The sequence below is a fragment of the Massilia sp. UYP34 genome (assembly GCF_056279385.1).
This window is the reverse complement of the sequence record NZ_JBWBRF010000008.1, coordinates 138733-162447: the sequence shown is the minus strand read 5'-3', so window position 1 is coordinate 162447 and position 23715 is coordinate 138733. Positions and strand designations below refer to the sequence as shown.

Below are 23715 nucleotides of genomic sequence, written 5' to 3'. Positions count from 1 at the left end.
CTGCGCGTGGACGCGCCGATGGCGCAAGCCTCATGGGCGCGCAAAACGTCCGCACTGTTTAGTAAAGACCGTAAACCGCGGCGCTTCGGGCCCCCGTTCGGCCGCATGGCCGGCCGGATATGCTTAACTCGACCCCGGTACAATTTCTCCACGCCCGCCACCATGAAGACCGTTTTTTCCCTGTTCGCTGCATTTGCCGTGCTGATCGGTGTGGCCTGTGCGCCCGCCGCCGCATTCGAAGCGAGCGCGCCCATCAACGTCGCCAGCTTCAACCTGCGCTACGACAATCCCCAGGATGGCCCCAACGCCTGGCCGGCGCGCAAAGAGATGGTCAAGGCGCTGATCCGCCATCACGAATTCGACATCGTCGGCACGCAGGAGGGCCTGGCCGGCCAGGTCGCCGACCTGGCGGCGATGGAGGAGTTCGACCACGTCGGCGTCGGCCGCGACGATGGCAGGCAGGCCGGCGAGCATTCGGCCATCTTCTTTCGCAAGAGCCGCTTCGCGCTGCTGGACAAGGGCGACTTCTGGCTCAGCGAGACGCCCGACCGGCCTTCGCTGGGGTGGGACGCGACCTGCTGCCATCGCATCGTGTCCTGGGCCAGGCTGCGCGAGCGCGCCAGCGGCCGGGTGCTGTTCGTGTTCTCGGCGCACTTCGACCACGAGGGCGTCGTCGCCCGCCGTGCGTCCAGCGACCTGTTGCTGCGCAAGATCGCCGAGATCAGCCGCGGCGAACCGGCGATCTGCGTCGGCGACTTCAATTCGACGCCCGATACGGCGCAGATGCGGGCGATGGCGACGACCCTGCGCGACGCCTACCAGGTGAGCCGGACGCCGCCCTACGGGCCGGTCGGCACCTATCACGGCTTTCGCTTCGACGCGCCGATGCAGGACCGCATCGACTACGTCTACGTCGACCGCCACTTCGAGGTGCTCAAGTATGCGGCCCTGAGCGACTCGCTCCACGGCCGCTATCCGTCCGACCACCATCCGGTGCTCGCGCGGGTGCGGTTCAGGTAGCGCTCAGTCGAGGTCGGCCGCGTCGTGCCGCTCGTGGACCTGGTCGGCGTCCGGTCCGAACGCGCGGTTGACCTTGCGTCCGCGGATGACGGCCGGCCGTGCGGCGATCTCGTCGGCCCAGCGTTTGACGTGCGCGTACTCGTGCACCGACAGGAACTGGGCGGCCTCGTACAGCTGGCCCAGCACCAGGCCGCCATACCAGGGCCAGATCGCCATGTCGGCGATCGTGTATTCGTCGCCCGCGACGAAGCGCTTGCCGGCCAGGTGGCGGTCGAGCACGTCGAGCTGGCGCTTGGTTTCCATCGCATAGCGGTCGATCGGGTACTGCAGCTTTTCCGGCGCATAGGCATAGAAGTGACCGAAGCCGCCGCCGACGAAGGGCGCCGAACCCATCTGCCAGAACAGCCAGTTCATGGTCTCGGCGCGCGCCACGCCATCCCTGGGCAGGAAGGCGCCGAATTTCTCGGCCAGGTAGACCAGGATCGAGCCGGATTCGAACACGCGCACCGGCGCTGCCAGGTCCGCGCTGCGGTCGACCAGGGCCGGGATCTTCGAATTCGGATTGGCCTCGACGAAACCGCTCGAGAACTGCATGCCTTCGTTGATGCGGATGAGCCAGGCATCGTACTCGGCGCCGGCGTGGCCGGCCGCCAGCAATTCTTCCAGCAGGATCGTCACCTTCACGCCGTTCGGCGTGGCCAGCGAGTACAGCTGCAGCGGATGCTTGCCGACCGGGAGGTCCTTGTCGTGGGTCGGGCCCGCGACCGGGCGGTTGATGCTGGCGAAGGCGCCGCCCGACGAGGCGGGCGGGGTCCAGACTGTCGGTGGGACGTACGATGCTTGGTCAGCCATGTGCTCTCCTTGAACTTGCCGTGACAAAGAATTCATTCTAGCCAAAGCAGCGACAATCCGTTGGCGGCGGCCGAAAACGGGAAGGCGAAGGCGCGCCCGCTGGTTGCAGGATGCGCGGCGCTTGCCGCCTTGGCGCAGGGGAAAATACGGCGCGCGACCGGCGCCAAAGCAAAAACCCGCCGAAGCGGGTTTTTGGGGGGAGGAAGGCAGGCCGGCTTACACGTAAGCCGCCAGCGCACCTTTCATCTTCTTGAGCGCGGCCGATTCGATCTGGCGGATGCGCTCTGCCGACACGCTGAACTCTTCGGCCAGCGTATGCAGCGTGGCGCCCGAGCCGTCGTCGTTGGCCAGCCAGCGCGCCTCGATGATGCGGCGCGAACGCGGGTCGAGCTTGCCCAGCGCCGTTTCCAGGCCTTCGGACTGCAGGCGGGTGACCTGCTCGGCCTCAAGGACCTTGGTCGGTTCCTGCTGGTCCGACGACAGGTAGGCGATCGGCGAGAATTTGTCGTCTTCGTCGTCGGTCGGCGATTCCAGCGCGATGTCGCGGCCCGACAGACGGGTTTCCATCTCGATCACTTCTTCGCGCTTGACGCCCAGCAGCTTGGCGAGGTCGTCGACCTGGCCAGGGGACATCGCATCCAGGCCGGTCTTGTTGCTGCGCAGGTTGAAGAACAGCTTGCGCTGGGCCTTGGTCGTGGCGACCTTCACCAGGCGCCAGTTCTTGAGGATGTATTCATGCATCTCGGCCTTGATCCAGTGCATGGCGTACGACACCAGGCGCACGCCCTGGTTCGGGTCGAAGCGCTTGACTGCCTTCATCAGGCCGATATTGCCTTCCTGGATCAGGTCGGCGTGTGGCAGGCCGTAGCCCAGGTAGCCGCGCGCGATCGACACCACCAGGCGCAGGTGCGACAGCACCAGTTTTTGCGCGGCGTCGAGATCGTGGTCGTCGCGCAGCCGCTTGGCCAGCGATACCTCTTCTTCGTGCGTGAGCATCGGCAGGCGGTTGACGGCCGAGATATACGCGTCGATGTTGCCCAGATTGCCGGTGAAACCGAGTCCCAGAGCACGATTGCTGGTCGGAACCAATGCGGATTGTGCGGACATATTCATTTCCCTCTTAGTAATCTTGCTGCATCCACAATGTGCCACAGCTCATTGCCTTATGGCACCACTGTTACGGCTTGTTACCCGGATGCTTGACTTGAATTTCCGATTGCCTTGGACTATATATTAGCACTCCCCCGGGGTGAGTGCCAGAAGTGGTCCCGGCGCTTAAGAGTGTTCAAAGTATTGCTCTGTGGAATCAAATTGCCGACGGTTCCACTGTAGAGCAGGTTTTGCATGCCCAGTTGATTTAGCTCAGAAGTGAGCCAAGAATGACTGGAATAACGTTAGACACAGGTTACGGCCGTAGTTGCACGTATTCTGTTGAATGGCGCACCTAGCCCCAGCGCGGTCTGTAGGACTGAGGCGCGTAGAGGCGTAGGGGATGGCAGCTAGGCCGTAGGACGTATTGCGATGTCACGCGGCGTGGTCTCGTCCGGTAACGGGGCAGGCGGCCGCACAGGAGGGCCGCCTCGCCATACTACCAACATGGTGACGCTTATCGCTTTTTCAATACCATCCCGGCTGTTTTTTCGCTGCAACTCTGTAGGACCGCGGTCAGCGCTGGCGCGCCAGGTGGCGCCGCACCGACAGCAGGGCGCCGATCAGGCCCAGTCCGGCACTGGTTGCCAGCAGGCCGGCCACTTCCAGTCCACCCAGCGGCATCAACTGGAAATTCGAGCCGTACAGACGCGCGAACTCCCCAATCGCGCCATTGAGCGGGCGCAGGGCCAGGGTCACCACGCCCAGCGCCACCACGCCGGCGCACAGGCCGAGCAGGGCGCCGGTGTAGAAGAACGGACGGTGGATGAAATCGCCCGTCGCGCCCAGCAACGTCGAGACCGAGATTTCTTCTTTCTGGGTCAGCACCTGCAGGCGGATCGTATTGAACACGACCGCGATCACCACGATGCCCAGGGTGGCCGCCAGCAACAGCAGCGCCAGGCGCAGGATGGCCAGCATCGCGGCCAGGCGCTTGACCCAGGCCGAATCGACCTGCACCGTCTCCACGCCCGGCAGTTCGCCCAGGCGTTCGGCGATCAGGTCCACCTGGTCGGCGGCGCCGACGCCGGCGAAGCCGGCCAGTGTCATGACATAGCTGTCAGGCAAGGGATTGTCGCCCAGGGTTTCGAGCACGTCGCCCAGGCCGCTACGCTCCTTGAGCGAAGCGAGCGCCTGCTCGCGCGGCACGAAGGCGATGTCCGCCTCTTTCCCACCCTGCGGCGCGACGATCTGGCGGATCCGCGGCGCCAGCGCTTCGGCATCGGCGCGGCTGGCGTCGTCGCGCATGAACAGGCTGATCTCGGGATCGACCGACAATTGCTCGGACAAGGGACGCACATTGTCGAGCAGCGTGAGGCCCGCGAACGGCAGGGTCAGCGCCAGTGCGACCACCAGCACGTTGAACAGGAAGCTGCCGGGCGACTTGCGCACCGTCGACAGCGCGGCCCCGAGGGCGAAGCGGTGCTGGCGCAGCCACGGGCTCATGCCGCACCTCCGACCAGCTGGCCCTGATCGAGGCGGATGACGCGGGCGGCGCCGTCAAGCACTTGTTCGTCATGGGTCGAAATGACGCAGGTGACGCCGGCGGCGTGGAAGGCGCGCAGCGCATCGAGCACCTTGTCGGCCGCCACGCGGTCGAGATTGGCGGTCGGTTCGTCGGCCAGGATGATTTGCGGCCGGTTGACGATCGCGCGCGCGACCGCGACCCGCTGCTGTTCGCCGCCCGACAGTTCGAGCGGCATCGCTTTGGCGCGGTCGAGCAGGCCGACCCGGTCGAGCGCGGCGCGTGCGCGCTGTGCGGCGTCCGCGGTGCGGGCGCCCGTCACCAGGAGGGGCAGCATGGTGTTGGCCAGGATGGTGCGGTCGTTGAGCAGGCGCTGCTGCTGGAAAATGATGCCGATGTTCCGGCGCAGGAACGGAATCCCGGCCGGCTTGATGCGGCCGATGTCCTGGCCGTTGACGATCACCTTGCCGCTGCTGGGACGCTCCACCGCCGCCACCATCTTCATGAGGGTCGACTTGCCGGCGCCCGAGGGGCCGGCCAGGTAGACCAGCTCGCCCTTGGCGATGTCGAGCGAGACGTCGTGCAGCGCATACGCGCCGCGCGCATCGCCGTGGGTGTACTGTTTGGATACCGACTGGAATGCGATCATGGGTCCTTGCCTGTCAGCCGAGCAGCGCTTCGACGAATTCTTCGGCGTTGAACGGCTGCAAGTCTTCCAGCTTCTCGCCGACGCCGATGAAGTACACGGGGATCGGACGGGTGCGGGCGATCGCCGCCAGCACGCCGCCCTTGGCGGTGCCGTCCAGCTTGGTCACGACCAGGCCGGTCAGTTGCAGGGCGTCGTCGAAGGCCTTTACCTGGGCCAACGCGTTCTGGCCGGTATTGCCGTCGATGACGAGCAGGGTTTCGTGCGGCGCGCCGTCCATGCCCTTGCCGATCACGCGCTTGATCTTCTTGAGCTCTTCCATCAGGTGCAGCTGGGTCGGCAGGCGGCCGGCGGTGTCGACCATCACGACGTCGGTGCCGCGCGCCTTGCCCGACTGTACCGCGTCGAAGGCGACGGCGGCCGGATCGCCCGACTGCTGCGAGATCACGGTGACGTTGTTGCGCTGGCCCCAGACCATCAATTGCTCGCGCGCGGCGGCGCGGAAGGTGTCGCCGGCGGCCAGCAGCACCGACTGGTCGAAGCCTTGCATGTGCTTGGCCAGCTTGCCGATGGTGGTGGTCTTGCCGGCGCCGTTGACGCCCGAGATCATCATCACCAGCGGTGCGTGGCGGCCCAGTTCCAGCGGCTTTTGCAACGGCAGGAGCAGGTCGATCATCAGCTCCTTGAGCGCGGCCTTGACGGCGGCGGCGTCCAGCAACTTGTCTTCCTTGACCTTGCGCCGCAATTCGCCCAGCAGGTGCTCGGTGGCGTCCATGCCGGCGTCGGACATCAGGAGCGCCGCCTCGAGTTCCTCGTACAGGTCTTCGTCGATGCGGGCGCCGACGAACAGCAGGGACAGGTTGCTCGAGGTCTTGGACAGGCCGGCCTTCAGGCGCGCCATCCACGAGGTCTTCTTTTCGGCCTCGGTGGTCGGGCGTTCGGCGGTTTCCGGGAACAGGTCGGCGCCCTCGTGCAGGACGCTGGCTTGGGCGACGACCGGGGGCGCGGCGATGGGCGCAGGGGCAGGCGCAGGGGCAGAGGCAGGGGGAGAAGCGGGTGCGGACGCAGGCGGCGCGGCCGGCACGACCGGTTCCGGCGCCGGTGTTTCAGGCGCTTTTTTTCTCTTGAAGAAGCTAAACATAGTGTCTGGTGGCGGGACTGCGTGCGGACGCCGGCGTGGCCGGCGATGAAAAACTAGCCAATATTTTACCAGAGCAGCAATACGGACCCCGATTGCGCACGAGCGTTCAATGGCCGGCCCTGGTGCTTTGCGCCTGCTGGCGGATCGTCTCCAGCGTGGCGTTCGGCGTGATCAGGTTGCCGTCGTAGCGCAGTTCGATCACGGCCGGCAACTTGTGCTGTTCGGCATGCGCGAGCGCGCGGCGCAGCGCCGGCGCGAAATCCCCGGTCTTGTCGACGACTTCCCCATGGCCGCCGTAGGCGCGCGCCAGGGCGGCGAAGTCCGGATTGTGCAGGCCGGTGCCCGACACGCGGCCCGGATAGCTGCGTTCCTGGTGCATGCGGATGGTGCCGAACATATTGTTGTTGAACACCAGGATCACCACGCCGGCGCCGTACTGGACGGCGGTCGCCAGCTCTTGCCCCGTCATCATGAACTCGCCGTCGCCGGCGAAGGTCACCACGGTGCGCTCCGGCCACACGATCTTGGCGGCCACGCCGGCCGGCACGGCGTAACCCATCGCGCCATTGGTGGGCGCCAGTTGGGTGCGCATGCCGCCGTAGCGATAAAAGCGGTGGGCCCACGAGGCGTAGTTGCCGGCGCCGTTGGTGACGACGGCGTCGTGCGGCAACTGGGCCATCAAGTCCTGCACCACCTGCCACAGGTCGAGCGGCACGCCTTGCTGCAGCAGCGCGGGCTGGGCCTGCCAGGCGGCCAGGTCCATTCTGGCCTCGGCCACGCTGTCTTGCCAGGCCGTGGCGTCGACCGGCGCCATCGCGGCCAGCATCGCGCAGGCTTGCGGCATGCCGCTGGCGATCATGAGTTCGGCCTGGTAGACGCTGCCGAGCTCCTCGGGGTCCGGATGGATGTGGACCAGGCGCTGGCGTGGCACCGGCGAATCGAGCAGCGTGTAGCCGCCGGTCGTCATCTCGCCCAGGCGCGGGCCGATGGCGACCACGAGGTCGGCCTCTTTCACGCGCGCGGCCAGCCTGGGGTTGATGCCGATGCCGACGTCGCCGACGTAGTTCGGGTGCGCGTTGTCGAGCAGGTCCTGGAAGCGGAAGGTGCAGCCCACCGGCAAGTAGTTGGCCTCGGCGAAGCGGGCCAGGTCGGCGCAGGCCTGCGCGTTCCAGGTGCCGCCGCCGAGCAGCACGACCGGACGCTTCGCTTGCTGCAGCATGGCGCGCAGGCGGGCGATCTGCTCGCCCATTGGGGCGCCGTGCGACGGCTGGTAGGGGCGGGTGTCCGGCACGGCCGCCGTCGAGACCAGCATGTCTTCGGGCAGCGCCAATACCACCGGGCCGGGACGGCCGCTGGTGGCCACCTGGAAGGCGCGCGCCAGGTATTCCGGGATGCGCTCGGCGCGGTCGATCTGGGCCACCCATTTCGCCATCTGGCCATACATGCGCCGGTAGTCGATTTCCTGGAACGCTTCGCGGTCGACGAAGTCGTTGCCGACCTGGCCGATGAACAGGATCAGCGGCGTGGAGTCTTGATAGGCGGTGTGCACGCCGATCGAGGCATTGGTGGCGCCGGGACCACGGGTGACGAAGCAGACGCCGGGTTTACCCGTCATCTTGCCGTAGGCCTCGGCCATGAAGGCCGCACCCCCTTCCTGGCGGTTGATCACGAAGCGGATGTTCGAGTCGTGCAGCGCATCGAGCACGTCCAGGTAGCTTTCGCCGGGGACACCGAAGGCGGTGTCGACGCCGTGGACGTGGAGCGCATCGACCAGGAGCTGGCCGCCGGTGCGGGAAGGGTGCGTCATGGGAGTGTCATCCTTGTCAAAGAGGCCCTCCCGGCATTCTAGGCGAGCGGCCCGGGAACGGCTTTTGAAATGGCGACATCAAATTACAGAAACGGCAAGGCGATGGCGGGGCCTGGATCGCCGGGCCATCCGTGCTGTCGACGTTGGTGCTTGCGCTGACTCAACCGGCGCGCCCCGGCTGGTGGCGGGCCCGGCGACGCCGATTGCGTCGCGACCGCCCGGTGCGACCCCGCATCGGGTACAATGCGCCCGTGAAGCAGGCCAGGCAGTCGCTGGTCCACGCCGCAAGGTCGTGGACGGGAGGAAGGTCCGGACTCCACAGAGCGGGGTGACGGTTAACGGCCGTCCGCTGAAAGCCGTCTGGCGCAAGCCAGCGGTATAAGGCGAGGAATAGGGCCACAGAGACGAGCGTATTCAGTTACGGTGAAACGCGGTAACCTCCACCTGGAGCAATTCCAAATAGGCACGCGTTGATGTTGCTCGCGGAGCGTGCGGGTAGGAAGCTTGAGCGCTGGAGTAATCCAGCGCCTAGAGGAATGGCTGTCCATGCGCCACCGCAAGGTGGCGTTACACAGAATCCGGCCTATCGGCCTGCTTTACTTATAATTCCTGGCGCACGTGACCGACGTGCGTCGTTGACGGTCGTCCGGGCCGATCGCCTCGCGTTCCGCGCCGGCCACGCTGTCCGGAGACACGATTGACTCAGTACATCCTCGCCCTCGACCAGGGCACGACCAGCTCGCGCGCCATCCTGTTCGATCGCGCCGGCCTGCCTGTGGCCAGTTGCCAGCGCGAATTCCCCCAGCATTTTCCCCAGCCCGGCTGGGTCGAGCACGACCCGCTCGACATCTGGCGCAGCCAGCTCGCCTGCGCGCGCGAGGCGCTGGCGCAAGGCGGCGTCCAGGCCGCGCAGGTCGCCGCGATCGGCATCGCCAACCAGCGCGAGACCACGCTCCTGTGGGACCGCGCCACCGGTGAACCGGTGGCCAACGCCATCGTGTGGCAGGACCGGCGTACCGCCGGCGCGTGCGACCGCCTGCGCGAAGCGGGCAAGGCCGCGTTCATCCAGGAGCGTTCTGGCCTCGAACTCGACGCCTATTTCGCCGCCACCAAATTGCAATGGCTGCTCGACCACGTTCCCGGCGCGCGCAGCCGGGCCGAGAAGGGCGAACTGGCCTTCGGCACCGTCGACAGCTGGCTGGTCTGGCGCCTGTGCGGGCGCCACGTCACCGACACCAGCAATGCCGCGCGCACGATGCTGTTCAACATCCATGCGCTGGCCTGGGACGACGACCTGCTGGCGCTGTTCGACATCCCGCGCGCGCTGCTGCCCGAGGTCGTTCCCAGCGCCGGCGCCGTCGGGCTGACCGCCGAGGAGTGGTTCGGCCATGCGATCCCGATCGCCGGCATCGCCGGCGACCAGCAGGCCGCCACCTTCGGGCAAGCCTGCCACCGCAAGGGACTGGTCAAGAATACCTACGGCACCGGCTGCTTCATGCTGATGCATGCCGGCGACCGTCCACCAGTCTCGCGCAATCGCCTGCTGGCGACGGTCGGCTGGACGGTCGGGGACCGCACCGACTACCTGCTCGAGGGCAGCGTGTTCATGGGCGGCGCCACCGTGCAATGGCTGCGCGACGGCCTGGGCGTCATCCGCCAGTCGCACGAGGTGGAGGCCCTCGCCGCCAGCGTGCCCGACAGCGGCGGCGTGATGCTGGTGCCGGCCTTCACCGGCCTCGGCGCGCCGCACTGGGATCCGTATGCGCGCGGCGCCGTCCTCGGCATGACGCGCGGAACCAGCGCCGCCCATATCGCGCGCGCCGCGGTCGAGGCCATCGCCTACCAGAGCGCCGAGCTGCTGGCGGCCATGCAGAAGGACGCCGCCTGCGCGGTCACCGAGCTGCGCGCCGACGGCGGCGCCGCGCGCAACGACTTGCTGATGCAGTTCCAGGCCGATCTGCTCGGCGTCGAGGTGGTGCGCCCGCGCGTCACCGAAACCACGGCGCTGGGCGCGGCCTACCTGGCCGGCCAGGCCTGCGGCTATTGGGAATCGCTGGAGGCGATCGAGGCGCAATGGCAGGTCGAGCGCCGTTACGAGCCGGCGATGGACGCCGGCCGGCGCGCCGAGCTGATGGCGCGCTGGGCGCGGGCGGTCGGGCATGCGCGTTCCTGGGCCGCGCCGCACGGGTAGACGGGTAGTCGTAGCGGTTTCGTCCCACTTCCGGGAGCACCGACGCCAGGCAACTACCGCGCTATGATCACGGTGCAGCCGACGTTGTGAGGCAAGGGAAGACTCCCCGCGCGAGGCGGGGAGGAGAAGCATCAGCGCAGCGGATCGGACGGCCTTGCATGCAGCCAGCGCGCGTGCACGAAGCGCGCCGCGTAGTCGAGCGCGTAACCCAGCAGGCCGATCAGGATGATGGCGGCGGTCAGTTCCGAATACGCCAGGCGGTCGCGCGTATCGAGGATGAAGTAACCGAGGCCGGCGGACACGCCCAGCATCTCGGCCGGCACCAGCACGATCCAGATGATGCCGATCGCCAGGCGCACGCCGGTCAGGATCTGCGCCGTGATCCCGGGCAGCACCAGGCGCCAGACGACTTCCCATTTGGTGGCCGACAGCGAGCGCGCCAGCAGCATCCAGTTGGGGTCGAGCTGGGCCACGCCGGCGGCGGTGCTGAGCATCAGCGGCCACACCGCGGCGAATCCCAGCAGGAAGTAGACCGGCGCGTCGCCGACGCCCAGTACCATCACCGCCAGCGGCATCCACGACAGCGGCGAGACCATGCGCAGCAGCTGGAACAGCGGCGTGCTGGCCTGGCTGAAGGCCTTCGACATGCCGATCAGGATCCCGAGCGGCACGCCGAACAGGATGGCGAAGCCCAGGCCCACGGCCACGCGCTTCAGGCTGGTGGCCACGTGCACCCAGATGTCCGGCCCCAGCACCATGACGCGGAAAGCCTCGAAGGTTTCCATCGGGGCGAACATGGTGGCGATCGGCGTGCTTTGTTCCAGGCCCTTGGCGCCCCAGGACCACAGCAGCAGCGCGATCGCGAAGCCGGCGACCGGCCACAAGAAACGTCCCAGCATGCTCAAGCCGCGATCGTTTCGGTACGCAGCAGGTTCGCCGGCAGGCCGAACTTGGCGGGGCCGCCCACGGCGGCGATCGACTTGCGCACGAAGCGGTCGTCGACCAGGTCTTTCGCCACGAACTTCGGATCGAGCCTGGCCAGGAAGCTGATGTCGCCCTCGACCTTGGTCTGGCCGATGGCGCGCACCAGTTCCTCCGTATACGACGCGAACGGGAACGGCTGGAAGTCGATGCGGCGCTGGTTCCAGGCCGGGTGGGCCACGATGCGGCGCTTTTCGTAGTCCGAATAATCGGTGGTGGCCAGCACCTTGGTCAGCGCCTGCAGATTGTGCGGGGTGTACTTGTTCGGGCCAGTGGCGGCCAGCAGCTTGGCGGTTTCCACCTGGTTCGAGCGCGACCACAGCTGGGCATTGACGATGGCGTTGGTCACGCGCTGCGACCATTCCGGCTTGTCGTTCAGGTCGCGCTCGGCCAGGAAGGTCACGCAGCAGGCGTGGTTCTTCCAGACGTCGCCCGAGAAGCGCAGCACCTTGCCGATCTTCGCATTTTCGGCCACCGCGTTGAACGGCTCGGCCACGATGTAGCCGGCGATCGACTTGGTCGCCAGCGCCGACACCATCTCGGACGGCGCCAGCACGATCAGGTTGACTTCGTTCGGCTTGAGCGCGGCGCCGCGCGCGCGGGTGACCACGCTCAGTTTGTTCGCGGTGAGGATCTTCTGCAGCAGGATGTTGTGGATCGAGTACCAGAACGGGATCGCGATCGTCTTGCCGCCGAGCTCGGGCACCGAGTTGATCTCGTTCTGCACCGTCAGAGCGGAGCCGTTGATGTGGTTCCAGGCCACCACCTTGGCCGGGAATTTCGAACCGTAGCGCACCCACAGGGTCGCCGGCGACAGCAGGTGGATCACGTTGACCTGGCCGGCCACGAACGCCTCGACGATCTGGGCCCAGCTGCGGAACAGGCGCGGCGTCTCGACCTTCAGGCCCTGCTGCTCGAACAGCTTGCGGCCGTGCGCCACCAGCAACGGGGCGGCGTCGGTGATCGGAAGGTAACCGATCTTCACCGGCTGGTCGTCGCCCTTGAAGTTCTGCGCCATCGCGTCGCCCGCGAACAGCAGCGGCGACGCCGCCGCGGCGCCGGTCAGGGCCGACATGCGCAGGAAGTCGCGCCGGCTCATGCCGCAATCGCAGTCGGAAGAAGCGCAGATGTGGATCGGGTTGCTCATGGGTTTTCCTTGTTATATGTGTTCGTGTTCGTGGTCCGCGACGGGGCTCAGGCGCCCTCGCGCAGCGCCTTGATGATGTCCAGCCGCAGCGCGACCACGCCGTCGGCGTGTTCGTGGCGCGGTCGCGGCAGGTCGACCTTCCACTCGCGCACGAGTTTGCCCGGCTGGCCGGGCTGGCCCGCCATCAGCAGGATGCGGTCGGCGACCAGGATCGCCTCGTCGATGTCGTGGGTCACCAGCAGCGCGGCGGTATGCCAGCGGTGCACAAGGTCGACCAGCAGGGTCTGCATCTCGGCGCGCGTGATCGCGTCCAGCGCCGAGAACGGCTCATCGGCGAACAGCAGCTCGGGCTGGCGCGCCAGGGCCCGCGCCAGCGCCACGCGCTGGGCCTGGCCGCCGGAGAGCTGGGCCGGATAGGCATGCGCGCGCGACTCCAGGCCGACCGCCTCGATGGCGTCGCGCACTCGCTGCCTGCGCGCGTCGCGGTCGATCACCGGCTGGCGCGCGAAGTCCAGGCCGAAGCCGACGTTGCCTTCGACGTTCAGCCAGGGCAGCAGGCTCGGTTGCTGGAACACCAGCGCCGCGCGCGGATGCGGGGCCAGGAGCGGTTCGCCCAGAAAGCTGACCTGGCCGGCCTGGGCCGGGCTGAGGCCGGCCAGGCCGCGCAGCAGGGTCGACTTGCCGCAGCCGCTGCCGCCCAGCAGGCAGACGATCTCGCGCTTGTCGATGGTGAGCGAAATGTCGTCGACCACGGTCTTGCCGCCGTAGCCGATGCGCAGGCTGGAGGCCGACAGCGCGGCCGCGCTTCGTTCGAGCACGGACGCCGTCATGCCGCGGCGTGCTTCGCGAGTTCGACCTGCAGCTGGGTCAGGCTCGGGGTGACGATCGGGATGAACGCCGATTCGCGCCAGCGGCGCGCGAAGCTGCGGTCGCGGTCGACCAGGTAGGCGCGCCCGCCACTGGCTTGCAGCTCGAGCATGACGGCCTGCTGGACGGCTTCGGCCAGCGCGATGCGCAGCCGGAACATCGGCGCCGCGGCGGTCTTGAAGCGTCCGTCGGCGACGCCGTCCTTCAGCTGCGTCACCAGGTCTTCCAATGCCACCTGCTGGGCCGCGATCCGCTCGAGCAGCGGGCCGCGCATGGCGGTCGACAGCGCATGCGCGGCGCGCAGGCTGGCGCGCGCCAGGCCGATCGACAGGCCGCACTGCAGCCCCAGGAAGGCGGGGCGCACGCCCGGCAGCCAGGCGCGCGCGTTCGGATGCAGCACTTCGCCTTCGCCGATCCGCACGCCCTCGATCTTGACGGCGGCGGTATTGCTGCCGCGCAGGGCCATCAGTTCGAGGTCGGGGCTGCGCGTGACGCCGGCGCTGTCGCTGACGAAGGCGACCACCGCGGGCGGCAGGTCGCCGGCGGAATTCACGGCGGCGGCGGCGATGAAGCCTTCCTTGCGCAGGTTGGTGATCCAGGCCAGCGAGCCGTCGAGCCGCCAGCCTTGGTCGTCGGGGGTGGCCGTGATCTGCAGCGACTCGATCCCGGACAGGAATTTCATCGCGTTCGACAGGCCAGTGGCGCCGCCGAATTCGCCGCGCATCAGCGGGCCGATCCAGCGCGCGCGCATGGCCTCGTTCGGGCTTTGCAGCAGGTATTCGATGAAGGTGCGCTGGCCCCAGAACACGAAGGCGGCGGTGACGGAATGTTCGGCCACCGCGGCGATGGCGTCGATCGCATCGATCGTGGCGCCGCCGCTGCCGCCGAGGTGCTCGGGGACGCCGACGGCGAACAGGCCGGCGCCGGCCAGGCGCGGCACGACTTCGCTCGCCAGCTCGGGCGAGCTGTCCAGCGCGTCGGCGTTGGCCTGCAGCCACTCATGCAGGCCGGCAGGCAGCGTCAGGGAAGCGCGCGTCGCTTGTTCGCCGATCGACATCAGATGGCTCCGCTGGCGAAAGGTTGCAGCTGCGGGTTGATCGCGCTGCCGGCCAGGGTGTTGGCGAAGTTGCACAGGGTGGCCAGGCTGATGCCAAGCACGACTTCCAGCGCCTGCTGGTCGTTGTAGCCGGCGGCCTTGAAGGCGGCCAGGGCGTCGTCGCTGACGCCGCCGCGGGTGGCGATGACGGCTTCCGAGAACCGGCGCACGGCGTCGAGTTTGGCGTCCCCGGTGTCCTGGCCTTGCTGCATGGCGCGGACGGTCTCGACCGGCAGCTGGGCTTTCTTGAGGGCGATGGCGGTATGGCCGGCGATGCAGAAGTCGCAGCCGTGGATGCGGGCGGCGGTGATCTGCACGACTTCGCGTTCCGGCAGGGTGAGGCTGGTCTCGGCATTGATGCCCGACACCGTCATATAGGTCTGCAGCGCCTGCGGCGAATTGGCCAGCACGCCGATCAGGTTCGGCAGGAAGCCGTTGTTGGCGACGGCCTTGTCCACGAACGGACGGCTGCCTTCAGGCGCGGTTTCTTGGGTATGCAGGGTCAGGCGGGACATGGCGGATCTCTCTATCAAAGCGTTGGGTCCGCTATTCTAGCGGCGATTGAAAAACACGTTTGGACACGGTCGTCCTTGTTTTCTGCTCGATCGTCCGAATCGGCCCGGCGTGCGTTGTCCTGGCGTGGAGATGGCGGGCGCGCCGGAAGGTGCCCGGATGCTCGCCCATCACCTTGTGGAAGGCGCGCGAAAAGGCGGCATACGAGCTGTAGCCGACGTGGCCGGCGGTGCGCTCGACCGTCTCGCCGCCGTGCAGGCGCTGGGCCGCGATCTTCATGCGCAGCAGCAACAGGAACTGGGCCGGCGCCTGGCCGCTGGCCTCGCTGAAGTGTTTATAGAAGCTCGAGCGCGACATATGGGCCGCACGCGCCATGTTCTCGGTCGACCAGTCGTGGCCGGGCTCCTGCATCATGCGGTCGAGCAGGGCCGAGAACTCGGGCCGGCTGGCCACGGCCAGCAGGCCGGTGGCGATGTCTTGCTGGCGTGCCACGTGGCGGACGACATAGAAGAACATCAGTTCGGCCAGGCGCGCCACCAGCGGCGACGGCGCGTCGGGGTCGCGCGGCGGCTCCAGCAGGATCAGTTCGAACAGCGCGTTCAAGGCCTGCAGCGACGGGTCGTCGGCGCGCAGCACCAGGCTGTCCGGGAAGGAATCGGCGATCAGCGTGCTGAGCGCACTGCGAAAGTGGAAGAAGCCGCAGGCCAGGGCGGTGGCGTCCGGCGCCGCCTGGCCGAGCTGCTGCATCGGCATGCCGGGACGGGCGCTGGCCGGGTCGGGATCGGGACTGAGAAAGTGCGGCGTGTCGCGCAGCAAGAACACGCCGTCGCGCGGACCCAGGCGGACCGGCGCGCGGCTGGTGACGTGCAGGTAGCACTCGCCATGCAGCACCAGGTGAAAGCTGCCCAGGCCGCGGCCCGCGGTGGACGCCTGCCAGCGGCCGCAGTACTGGCCGACGTGGAAGACCGTCGCTTCGAGCTGCACGCTGTCGATCAGCCAGTGCACCAGGCGGTCGGCATTGTCTGCGGCTGCGTCGGCGCCGGGAGGTTGGGCGGAATGATTCACTCAGCCATTATCGGCTGCGCCTGTCCGGGCGCCTACGAAGAAATGCTGATATGCAAATAAGGAAAACGTCTAGAAGCAGACGGTCAAGCGGCGTGCGCCAGGGTCGGCAAGGGCGACGAATATTGCTTGCAATAATGCTATGCAATTGTTCGGATTTGCGGAATTGCAGGAAACGTGCGCCCGGATCATTGCTGGCGGTGACGGCAATGCGGACATGACAGTCCCTGGCAGGCCGGACGCGCGCTGCCGGTGCGCCGGCATGACAGTTCAGGCGCGCGTCAGGCCGTTCTCGACCGCGCCGCGCAGTTCGCCGAACTGCACCGGCTTGGGAAACACCGGGATGTCGGCGGGCAGGCCCATGGCGTCGATCGTCGCGCGGTCCAGGCCGCTGACCACGATCATGTTCATGCCGGCCGTGCCGCTGTCTTCGCGCAGGGTGCGGATCATGCGGAAACCATCCATGCCCGGCATGTTCAGGTCGCTCACCAGCAGGTCGGGGCGCTGCTCGCCGATGCGGATCAGGGCTTCGAAGCCGTTGTTCGCCTTGACCACCTCGAGGTCCAGGCCCCAGCCGGCGATCTCGAGTTCGTACAGTCGCAGCATCAGGGGATCGTCGTCGACCACCAGCACCCGCGGCTTGCCCGGCGCCGGTGCGCTGGCCGGCGCCGGCGGCGCGCCGATGGCGATGCGCCGGCCCTCGACCAGGCGGTTCACCGAGGCCACCGTGATGCGGCGATGGCCGCCGGCAGTGCGCCAGGCTTGCAGCGTGCCGTTCTCCACCCATAGCTGCACCGTGCGGTGCGACACGCCCAGGGTGGCCGCGGCCTCCTTGGTCGAGCAATAGTCTGCGGCATTGTAGGTCGTCGCAGGTTGCAGATTGGTTGGGATGTTCATATTTTCCGATATTACGTTTTTAGTTTCCCAAAGTCAAAATAGTTAACTGTGGAAAGTGCGTAGTGCGCCACAGTGGTCGGCGCTTGCACGTCCAGGGCCGTGGAAAAGGGGAGGCATCGACCTGTCGTGGCGTGTCGCCAGTCGTTGTGTTTTACCGATAGACTGGATGGTCATACAGTGGTCTGCCAACGCTATAGTTGTTTCTTTGCGTCAATATTTTGAATTCGATTGACATTGCTCAAACGTAAACCTCGTCTGTACAACTCAGGGCTTTCTTTCACTCCAACGGCTAAGTCCCTAATTTTACGGGACATTTTATTGGCCCACATCTACCGCGTCGACGCCTAAGTCCTTGGTTTCATTGGAAAAAGTCGATTTCGTCAATCGTGAATTCGCTTGACCGTCAACATTGCTTCCACTAAAGTGGGAAACGGTGTGAAAAAGTGTCGATTTGTGGGAGGGTTGTGGGGTAATTCCTTCGGCTCCCGGCGCCCGACAAACAACGGCAGATAACTCTCCAAAGCTAGGTAAATACGTGTTCCAGGGCGCGTCCGCAATCAATCTCGATGCAAAGGGCCGAATGTCGATTCCGGCCAAGCACCGTGACGCCCTTACGCTTCAGTGCGAGGGCCGCATGACCTTGACCAAGCACCCCCATGGCTGCCTGCTGTTCTTCCCGCGCCCGGTATGGGAAGAGCACCGTCAACAGATCGCCGCCTGGCCGATGTCGGCGCGCGCGTGGCAGCGCATTTTCCTCGGCAACGCCGTCGATGTCGAGTTCGACAGCGCCGGCCGCGTGCTGATCTCGCCCGAACTGCGTGCCGCGGTCGGGCTCGAGAAGGAAGTGATGATGCTCGGCATGGGCACCCACTTCGAAATCTGGAATGCCGCCAAGCTGGCCGAGGACGAGGCCGAGGCCGTCGCCGGTGGCATGCCCGATGTTCTTTCCAATTTCTCTTTCTGAGGCGCCGATGACGGATTCCTTGACGGTGCCTATGTACCAGCATCGAACGGTGCTGCTTGACGAAGCGGTCGATGCGCTCAACCTCGCGGGCGCACGCGCTTCCGGTATCTATATAGATGGCACTTTCGGGCGGGGCGGCCACAGCCGCCTCTTGTTGTCGCGCCTGGGCCCGCAAGGCCGCCTGATCGCGTTCGACAAAGATCCGCAAGCCATTGCTACTGCATCACAAATCGACGATCCGCGCTTCACGATCGTCCATGACAGCTTTGCAACGATGCACGACGCGCTGGCCGCGCGCGGCATCTTCCGGGTCGACGGCATCCTGCTCGACCTGGGTATCTCGTCGCCCCAGGTGGACGACGCCAGCCGCGGCTTCAGCTTCCGCCAGGACGGCCCGCTCGACATGCGCATGGACACCACGCGCGGCATGTCGGCCGCTGAGTGGATTGCGACCGCGGAGCAACTTCAATTGGAAAAGGTGATACGCGATTATGGAGAAGAGCGGTATGCTTTTCAGATTGCAAAGGCGATTGTTGCTCGCCGCGCAGTCGAACCGATTTCAGGCACACGACAGCTTGCCGCAATCGTGGCAAGCGCGGTCAAGGGCCGCGAAAAAGGCAAGGATCCGGCAACCAGGACTTTTCAGGCTATCCGGATTTTCATCAATCAGGAGCTTGAGGACCTCGAGGCAGGGCTGAGCGCCGCCTACGGCATGCTGGCGCCGGGCGCGCGCATGTCCGTGATCGCCTTCCATTCGCTCGAAGACCGCATGGTCAAGCAGTTCCTCGCCTCCAAGGCCAAGGTCGAACAACCCGATCGCCGCCTGCCGATCCGCGCCGTCGACCTGCCGCAGCCCGAGATGCGGCTGATCGACAAGATCAAGCCGAGCGACACCGAGGTGCAGGAGAACCCGCGCTCGCGCTCGGCGGTGCTGCGCGTGGCCGAACGCCTGGAGACGCCTGCATGAGCGTCAAGCTGAACGTCTTGCTCACCGCCTTGCTGGTGGGCTGCGCGCTATCGGTCGTCAACGCCCGCTACCAGGCGCGCCACCTGCTCATCGAGCTCGAACGCCTGCAGCAGCACGCGCGCCAGCTCGACATCGACTGGGACCAGCTCCAGCTCGACCAGTCGCGCCTGGCCAAGAACGAGCGCATCGAGCAGATCGCCCGTTCCCAGCTCGAGATGGCCCCATTGAGCCCGGCCCGCACCCAGTACCTGACCGAGGGCGCCCCGTGATGCGCGGCGCCGCGAAGCAGAGCAACGCGCGGGTGGCCGCGTCGAAGGGCATGGCTTTCTCGAAGAGCCCGGTCCTGGCGGTGCGCCTGCCCGACTGGCGTTCGCGCCTGGTCCTGTTCGTCCTGTTCGCGGCCTTCGCCGCGCTGGCCGTACGCGCGGTCTGGCTGCAGGGCGTATCGAACCAGTTCCTGCAAAAGCAGGGCAAGAGCCGCTACGAGCGCACGCTCGAGCTGCCGGCCACGCGCGGCCGCATCCTCGACCGCAACGGCGCCGTGCTGGCGACCTCGCTGCCGGTGCGCGCGATCTGGGGCATTCCCGACGACGTGCTGAAGGCGCCGCCGGAAAAGCTGCGCGCGCTGGCGAACCTGCTCGAAATGCCGGAAACCGAACTGCGCAAGAAGCTCGACTCCGACCGCAGCTTCGTCTATCTCAAGCGCCAGGTCGAGATGCCGATCGTCGACCAGATCCTGGCGCTCAAGATCGACGGCATCGACACGCGCAAGGAATACAAGCGCTTCTACCCGCAGGGCGAAGTGACGACCCACCTGGTGGGCTTCACCAACGTCGAGGACAAGGGCCAGGACGGGATGGAGCTGCAGCACCAGAAGACCCTGATGGGCGTGGCGGGCAGCCGCCGCGTGATCAAGGACCGCCTGGGCCACATCGCCGAAGACCTGGGCATGTTCCGCGAGCCGCACCAGGGCCGCGACCTGACCCTGTCGGTCGACAGCAAGCTGCAATACATCGCCTTCACCAGCATCAAGAACGCGGTCGAGAAGTTCAACGCCAAGGCCGGCGCCGCAGTGGTGCTCGACGTCCAGACGGGCGAGGTGCTGGCCCTGGCCAACTACCCGACCTACAACCCGAACGACCGCTCCAAGCTGACCGGCGAGCAGCTGCGCAACCGCGTCATCACCGACACCTTCGAGCCGGGTTCGACGATCAAGCCGCTCACCGTGGCGCTCGGCCTGGAGACCGGCCGCATCACGCCCGACACCGTGTTCGACAACAATCCGGGCTACATGATGGTGACCGGTCGCCGCATCCGCGACTTCCACAATTACGGCGTGCAGACCGTCAGCGGCATCATCCAGAAATCGTCGAACCTCGGCGTGGTCAAGATCGCCCAGATGATCCCGCAGCAGGAAATGTGGGAGCTGTACACCAAGGTCGGCTACGGCCAGCCGCCGCGCTTCGGCTTCCCCGGCGCCGCCGCCGGCCGCGTGCGTCCCTACAAGACCTGGAAGCCGGTGGAATACGCCAACATGGCCTTCGGCCACGGCCTGTCGGTGTCGCTGCTGCAGATGGCGCGCTCCTACATGATCTTCGCCCGCAACGGCGACATCATCCCGCTGTCGTTCGTGAAGGTGGACGAACAGCCGGTGGGCCAGCAGGTGATCTCGGCCAAGACCGCGGCCCAGGTGCGCACCATGCTCGAATCGGTGGTGGGCCCGGGCGGCACCGCCTCGCGCGCCCAGGTCGCCGGCTACCGCATCGGCGGCAAGACCGGCACCGCCGAGAAGATCGTCAACGGCCGCTATTCGCGCACCAACAATATCGGTTACTTCGCCGGCATCGGGCCGATGTCCAAGCCGCGCTTCGTCATCGCGGTGATGGTCGACGATCCGAGCGGCCCCTTGCGCACCGGCGGCTACGTCGCCGCGCCGACCGCGGCCGACCTGTTCTCCAATGCGCTGCGGGCCGCCAACGTGCCGCCCGATTCATCGATCACGGACATCATCATTCCTGAAGTTCCCCTAGAGGAGAGCATGTGATGGCCCCGAGCCTGCACGACACCATCGAATGGATTCGCGCCGCCGCCCCGGACGGCCGTCTCGTTTCCGACTCGCGCCGCGTCAAGCCCGGCGACGTGTTCTTCGCCTATCCGGGCGAGGCCGCCGACGGTCGTCGCTACATCGAAGCCGCCATCGCAGCAGGCGCCGCCGCCGTGCTCTTCGAAGCCGCCGGTTTCACCTGGGACGCCGCATTCAGCGTGCCGCACCTGGCCGTGACCGACCTGAAAAAGAACGCCGGCCCGATCGCGCACGCGGTGCTGGACCATCCTGACCGCGCCATGTTCACCGTGGCCGTCACCGGCACCAACGGCAAGACCTCGTGCGCGCTGTGGACCGCGCAAGCCCTGGCGCGCCTGGGCGACGCCGCCGCCGTGATCGGCACGCTGGGCGTGGGCCTGATCAAGGGCAAGGCTGCGAGCCAGGCCGATACACGGTTCGACGTCACCGGCTACACCACGCCGGACGCGGTGCTGCTGGCCTCGACGCTGGCCGACCTGAAGAAAGCGGGCGCCAGCGCGCTCGCCATCGAAGCCTCGTCGATCGGCCTGGTGCAGGAGCGCACGGCCGGCATGCACGTCGACGTCGCGATCTTCACCAACCTCACGCGCGACCATCTCGACTTCCATGGCGACATGGAAAGCTACGAGGCGGCCAAGGTCAAATTGTTCGAGTGGGATGGCCTGAAGCATGCGGTGGTCAACCTCGACGATCCGGCCGGGCAGCGCCTGGTGGCGCGCCTGCGCGCCAATGCCCCTGGCCTGGCCGTCACCGGCTACACGATCGCCGCCGCGCAGGCGCCGCAAGGCGTGGCCGTGCTGCGCGCCGGCGGCATGCGCAGCAAGAACGCCGGCACCGAGTTCCAGGTCGAGACGGCGCAAGGCAACGCGACCGTGCGCACCCGGCTGGTGGGCAACTACAACGTCAGCAATACGCTGGCGGTGCTGGGCGCGCTGCTGGCCAGGGGCGTGGCCCTGAAGGCGGCGGTCGATGCGATCGAGACCCTGGTCCCGGCGCCGGGCCGCATGCAGCAGATGGGCGGCTCGGACGCGCCGATGGTCGTGATCGACTATGCGCACACGCCGGACGCGCTGGAAAAGACCCTCGACGCCCTGCGCCAGGTGGCGACGGACCGTGGCGGCCAGTTGTGGTGCGTGTTCGGCTGCGGCGGCGACCGCGATCCGGGCAAGCGGCCGCAGATGGGCCGCATCGCGCAAGGCGCCGACCAGGTGCTGGTCACCAGCGACAACCCGCGCAGCGAAGAACCGGGCAGCATCATCGCCCAGATCGTGGCCGGGATGGACACCGCGCAGGCTGCGCGCGTGCAGACGGTCGAGGACCGCGCCGCCGCCATCCTGCTGGCGGTGAAGCAGGCCGCCAGGCAGGACGTGATCCTGCTGGCAGGCAAGGGCCATGAGCCCTATCAGGAAATCAAGGGTCGCAAGATGCCGTTCTCGGATGCGGACCACGCCTCGCTGGCATTGACGGCGCGGCTCACCATGTTGAGGACGCATTGATGCGCGGATCGCTGCAACAACTGGTCGATTCGATCCCGGGCGCGCGCCTGGTCGGGCTTGACGCCTCGTTCGACGGCGTGTCGACGGACAGCCGCAAGGTGCAAGCCGGCGCGCTGTTCGTCGCGCTGGTGGGCGAGACCTTCGACGCCCATGACTTCCTCGACCAGGTCGTCGCGCGCAAGGTTGCCGCGGTCGTGGTCTCGCGCCTGCCGCAAGGTTGGACCCTGCCGGCGATCGTGGTGCCGGACACGCTGGTCGCGCTGGGCCGCATCGCCCATGCGTGGCGCGAGCAGTTCCGGATTCCCCTGATCGGCGTCACCGGCAGCAACGGCAAGACGACCGTCAAGGAAATGATCGCATCGATCCTGGCCGCGGCCGTCGGCGAGGACGCGCGCCTGGCGACCCAGGGCAACCTGAACAACGAGATCGGCGTGCCGCTGACCCTGTTCCGCCTGGATGCCTCGCATCGCGCGGCGGTGGTGGAACTGGGCATGAACCATCCGGGCGAGATCGGCCGCCTGAGCGCGATCGCGGCGCCGACCGTGGGCCTGGTCAACAACGCCCAGCGCGAGCACCAGGAATTCATGCACACCGTGGAAGCGGTGGCGCGCGAGAACGGCTCGGTGCTGCAATCGCTGCCGGGCGACGGCGTGGCCGTGTTCCCGGGAGACGATGCCTACACCAGCTTGTGGCGCGCCCTGGCCAAGGGCGAGGTCATCACCTTCGGCCTGGATGACAGCTGCGACGTCTATACGCAATACACGGGTAGTGGCTTCGGCAGTGAATTCACGGTCGATGCACGCGGCAACTGGTTCAGCGTGTCGCTGGCCGCGGCAGGCGAGCATAACGTCCGTAATGCGCTTGCCGCAATCGCCTGTGCGCTTGGCGCCGGGATCGCGACGGAGGCGATCCAGATGGGCCTGGCGGCCTTTGCTCCGGTCAGCGGCCGCCTGCAGCGCAAGCAGGCGGAAAATGGCGCAACCGTCATCGACGACACCTACAACGCCAATCCCGACTCGATGCGCGCCGCGATCGACGTGCTGGCGGCGTTTCCTGCGCCACGCATCCTAGTGGTCGGCGACATGGGCGAAGTCGGCGCGCAAGGAAAAGAGTTTCACGAAGAAATCGGCGCCTACGCAGCTTCGCGTGGCATCGAGACCGTGCTCGCGACGGGCGAGCTGGCGCGCCACCTGGTCGCGTCGGGAGCACGACATTACGAGCAGTTCGACGAATTATTGGCAGCACTGGATCAAAAACTGGGCGGCAATACCAATTCGACTGTGCTGGTAAAGGGCTCGCGCTTCATGAAGATGGAGCGCGTAGTCCAGCACCTGACCGGATCAACCACCATTGGCAAGGGCGCCCACTAAT

General features: G+C 66.9%; 21 protein-coding genes and 1 other RNA gene. 9 read left to right on the top strand and 13 right to left on the bottom strand.

Annotated features, from left to right (window positions below):
• Positions 1 to 162: 162 nt before the first annotated feature.
• A complete protein-coding gene (locus ACZ9AQ_RS14710; RefSeq protein WP_429204038.1) occupies positions 163 to 1020 on the top strand; it encodes an endonuclease/exonuclease/phosphatase family protein in 858 nt (285 codons plus the stop codon).
• A 3-nt stretch (positions 1021 to 1023) separates the two neighbouring features.
• Here ACZ9AQ_RS14710 and yghU read toward each other — a convergent pair whose 3' ends face one another.
• The 6 genes from yghU to ACZ9AQ_RS14680 form a co-directional block, all read right to left on the bottom strand.
• On the bottom strand, positions 1024 to 1872 hold the full coding sequence (gene yghU, locus ACZ9AQ_RS14705) for a glutathione-dependent disulfide-bond oxidoreductase (protein ID WP_429204040.1): 849 nt from the start codon (positions 1870 to 1872) through the stop codon (positions 1024 to 1026).
• Between the two features lie 216 nt (positions 1873 to 2088).
• On the bottom strand, positions 2089 to 2979 hold the full coding sequence (rpoH, locus tag ACZ9AQ_RS14700; RefSeq protein WP_429204042.1) for an RNA polymerase sigma factor RpoH: 891 nt from the start codon (positions 2977 to 2979) through the stop codon (positions 2089 to 2091).
• Between the two features lie 558 nt (positions 2980 to 3537).
• On the bottom strand, positions 3538 to 4467 hold the full coding sequence (gene ftsX, locus ACZ9AQ_RS14695; RefSeq protein WP_429204043.1) for a permease-like cell division protein FtsX: 930 nt from the start codon (positions 4465 to 4467) through the stop codon (positions 3538 to 3540).
• The gene (locus tag ACZ9AQ_RS14690; RefSeq protein ID WP_429204045.1) at positions 4464 to 5135 is read right to left on the bottom strand and encodes a cell division ATP-binding protein FtsE; all 672 of its coding nucleotides are present in this window, start codon (positions 5133 to 5135) and stop codon (positions 4464 to 4466) included. The genes ftsX and ACZ9AQ_RS14690 overlap by 4 nt, the downstream gene beginning before the upstream one ends.
• 13 nt (positions 5136 to 5148) lie before the next feature.
• Positions 5149 to 6273: a signal recognition particle-docking protein FtsY gene (gene ftsY, locus ACZ9AQ_RS14685; protein WP_429204047.1), complete on the bottom strand. Its 1125-nt coding sequence runs from the start codon at positions 6271 to 6273 to the stop codon at positions 5149 to 5151.
• Positions 6274 to 6379: 106 nt separating this feature from the next.
• Positions 6380 to 8080 carry a thiamine pyrophosphate-binding protein gene (locus ACZ9AQ_RS14680; RefSeq protein WP_429204049.1) on the bottom strand — a complete coding sequence of 567 codons (1701 nt, stop codon included), beginning with the start codon at positions 8078 to 8080 and terminating at the stop codon, positions 6380 to 6382.
• A gap of 253 nt (positions 8081 to 8333) precedes the next feature.
• On the opposite strand from ACZ9AQ_RS14680, the gene rnpB reads away from it, so the two are divergent.
• Positions 8334 to 8682, top strand: an RNA gene (gene rnpB / locus ACZ9AQ_RS14675) — RNase P RNA component class A.
• Between the two features lie 95 nt (positions 8683 to 8777).
• Positions 8778 to 10271, top strand: a complete 1494-nt coding sequence (gene glpK / locus ACZ9AQ_RS14670; protein WP_429204051.1) for a glycerol kinase GlpK — start codon at positions 8778 to 8780, stop codon at positions 10269 to 10271.
• Between the two features lie 131 nt (positions 10272 to 10402).
• Here glpK and ACZ9AQ_RS14665 read toward each other — a convergent pair whose 3' ends face one another.
• The 7 genes from ACZ9AQ_RS14665 to ACZ9AQ_RS14635 all read right to left on the bottom strand — a co-directional run bounded on the left by ACZ9AQ_RS14665 (position 10403) and on the right by ACZ9AQ_RS14635 (position 16834).
• Entirely contained in the window at positions 10403 to 11170 is a 768-nt protein-coding gene (locus ACZ9AQ_RS14665) for an ABC transporter permease (protein WP_429204053.1), read from the bottom strand.
• 2 nt (positions 11171 to 11172) lie between these two features.
• Positions 11173 to 12399, bottom strand: coding sequence for an ABC transporter substrate-binding protein (locus tag ACZ9AQ_RS14660; RefSeq protein ID WP_429204055.1), 1227 nt, complete (start codon positions 12397 to 12399; stop codon positions 11173 to 11175).
• A 47-nt stretch (positions 12400 to 12446) separates the two neighbouring features.
• The gene (locus tag ACZ9AQ_RS14655) at positions 12447 to 13229 is read right to left on the bottom strand and encodes an ABC transporter ATP-binding protein (RefSeq protein ID WP_429204057.1); all 783 of its coding nucleotides are present in this window, start codon (positions 13227 to 13229) and stop codon (positions 12447 to 12449) included.
• Positions 13226 to 14323, bottom strand: coding sequence for an acyl-CoA dehydrogenase family protein (locus ACZ9AQ_RS14650; RefSeq protein ID WP_429204059.1), 1098 nt, complete (start codon positions 14321 to 14323; stop codon positions 13226 to 13228). Before ACZ9AQ_RS14650 ends, ACZ9AQ_RS14655 begins: the two co-directional genes overlap by 4 nt.
• On the bottom strand, positions 14323 to 14877 hold the full coding sequence (locus ACZ9AQ_RS14645; RefSeq protein WP_071360305.1) for a carboxymuconolactone decarboxylase family protein: 555 nt from the start codon (positions 14875 to 14877) through the stop codon (positions 14323 to 14325). The genes ACZ9AQ_RS14650 and ACZ9AQ_RS14645 overlap by 1 nt, the downstream gene beginning before the upstream one ends.
• Before the next feature lie 31 nt (positions 14878 to 14908).
• A complete protein-coding gene (locus ACZ9AQ_RS14640; protein WP_429204062.1) occupies positions 14909 to 15940 on the bottom strand; it encodes an AraC family transcriptional regulator in 1032 nt (343 codons plus the stop codon).
• 267 nt (positions 15941 to 16207) lie between these two features.
• Positions 16208 to 16834 (bottom strand): response regulator, encoded by a 627-nt coding sequence (locus ACZ9AQ_RS14635; RefSeq protein ID WP_429204064.1) that lies wholly within the window; start codon positions 16832 to 16834, stop codon positions 16208 to 16210.
• Positions 16835 to 17369: 535 nt separating this feature from the next.
• On the opposite strand from ACZ9AQ_RS14635, the gene mraZ reads away from it, so the two are divergent.
• From mraZ to ACZ9AQ_RS14605, 6 genes are read left to right on the top strand one after another with little or no spacing between them, the layout of a single operon-like run.
• Positions 17370 to 17798, top strand: a complete 429-nt coding sequence (mraZ, locus tag ACZ9AQ_RS14630) for a division/cell wall cluster transcriptional repressor MraZ (protein WP_429204066.1) — start codon at positions 17370 to 17372, stop codon at positions 17796 to 17798.
• A complete protein-coding gene (gene rsmH / locus ACZ9AQ_RS14625; protein WP_429204228.1) occupies positions 17785 to 18765 on the top strand; it encodes a 16S rRNA (cytosine(1402)-N(4))-methyltransferase RsmH in 981 nt (326 codons plus the stop codon). Before mraZ ends, rsmH begins: the two co-directional genes overlap by 14 nt.
• Positions 18762 to 19034, top strand: coding sequence for a cell division protein FtsL (ftsL, locus tag ACZ9AQ_RS14620; protein WP_005668224.1), 273 nt, complete (start codon positions 18762 to 18764; stop codon positions 19032 to 19034). Before rsmH ends, ftsL begins: the two co-directional genes overlap by 4 nt.
• Positions 19034 to 20809: a peptidoglycan D,D-transpeptidase FtsI family protein gene (locus ACZ9AQ_RS14615; protein WP_429204229.1), complete on the top strand. Its 1776-nt coding sequence runs from the start codon at positions 19034 to 19036 to the stop codon at positions 20807 to 20809. Before ftsL ends, ACZ9AQ_RS14615 begins: the two co-directional genes overlap by 1 nt.
• Positions 20809 to 22344 (top strand): UDP-N-acetylmuramoyl-L-alanyl-D-glutamate--2,6-diaminopimelate ligase, encoded by a 1536-nt coding sequence (locus tag ACZ9AQ_RS14610; RefSeq protein ID WP_429204068.1) that lies wholly within the window; start codon positions 20809 to 20811, stop codon positions 22342 to 22344. Before ACZ9AQ_RS14615 ends, ACZ9AQ_RS14610 begins: the two co-directional genes overlap by 1 nt.
• Positions 22344 to 23714, top strand: coding sequence for a UDP-N-acetylmuramoyl-tripeptide--D-alanyl-D-alanine ligase (locus ACZ9AQ_RS14605; RefSeq protein ID WP_429204070.1), 1371 nt, complete (start codon positions 22344 to 22346; stop codon positions 23712 to 23714). The genes ACZ9AQ_RS14610 and ACZ9AQ_RS14605 overlap by 1 nt, the downstream gene beginning before the upstream one ends.
• The last annotated feature ends 1 nt before the right edge of the window (position 23715 follow it).

Excerpts from the sequence above, each read along its gene's own strand:
- ACZ9AQ_RS14690 (WP_429204045.1), bottom strand. The coding sequence starts at position 5,135 with ATGATCGCATTCCAGTCGGTATCCAAACAGTACACCCACGGCGATGCG.
- ACZ9AQ_RS14645 (WP_071360305.1), bottom strand. The coding sequence starts at position 14,877 with ATGTCCCGCCTGACCCTGCATACCCAAGAAACCGCGCCTGAAGGCAGC.
- rpoH (WP_429204042.1), bottom strand. The coding sequence starts at position 2,979 with ATGTCCGCACAATCCGCATTGGTTCCGACCAGCAATCGTGCTCTGGGA.
- ACZ9AQ_RS14660 (WP_429204055.1), bottom strand. The coding sequence starts at position 12,399 with ATGAGCAACCCGATCCACATCTGCGCTTCTTCCGACTGCGATTGCGGC.
- ACZ9AQ_RS14615 (WP_429204229.1), top strand. The coding sequence starts at position 19,034 with ATGCGCGGCGCCGCGAAGCAGAGCAACGCGCGGGTGGCCGCGTCGAAG.
- ACZ9AQ_RS14665 (WP_429204053.1), bottom strand. The coding sequence starts at position 11,170 with ATGCTGGGACGTTTCTTGTGGCCGGTCGCCGGCTTCGCGATCGCGCTG.
- ACZ9AQ_RS14635 (WP_429204064.1), bottom strand. The coding sequence starts at position 16,834 with ATGAACATCCCAACCAATCTGCAACCTGCGACGACCTACAATGCCGCA.
- yghU (WP_429204040.1), bottom strand. The coding sequence starts at position 1,872 with ATGGCTGACCAAGCATCGTACGTCCCACCGACAGTCTGGACCCCGCCC.
- ftsY (WP_429204047.1), bottom strand. The coding sequence starts at position 6,273 with ATGTTTAGCTTCTTCAAGAGAAAAAAAGCGCCTGAAACACCGGCGCCG.
- ACZ9AQ_RS14650 (WP_429204059.1), bottom strand. The coding sequence starts at position 14,323 with ATGTCGATCGGCGAACAAGCGACGCGCGCTTCCCTGACGCTGCCTGCC.
- ACZ9AQ_RS14680 (WP_429204049.1), bottom strand. The coding sequence starts at position 8,080 with ATGACGCACCCTTCCCGCACCGGCGGCCAGCTCCTGGTCGATGCGCTC.
- ACZ9AQ_RS14710 (WP_429204038.1), top strand. The coding sequence starts at position 163 with ATGAAGACCGTTTTTTCCCTGTTCGCTGCATTTGCCGTGCTGATCGGT.
- ACZ9AQ_RS14655 (WP_429204057.1), bottom strand. The coding sequence starts at position 13,229 with ATGACGGCGTCCGTGCTCGAACGAAGCGCGGCCGCGCTGTCGGCCTCC.
- ACZ9AQ_RS14605 (WP_429204070.1), top strand. The coding sequence starts at position 22,344 with ATGCGCGGATCGCTGCAACAACTGGTCGATTCGATCCCGGGCGCGCGC.
- ftsL (WP_005668224.1), top strand. The coding sequence starts at position 18,762 with ATGAGCGTCAAGCTGAACGTCTTGCTCACCGCCTTGCTGGTGGGCTGC.
- ftsX (WP_429204043.1), bottom strand. The coding sequence starts at position 4,467 with ATGAGCCCGTGGCTGCGCCAGCACCGCTTCGCCCTCGGGGCCGCGCTG.
- ACZ9AQ_RS14610 (WP_429204068.1), top strand. The coding sequence starts at position 20,809 with ATGGCCCCGAGCCTGCACGACACCATCGAATGGATTCGCGCCGCCGCC.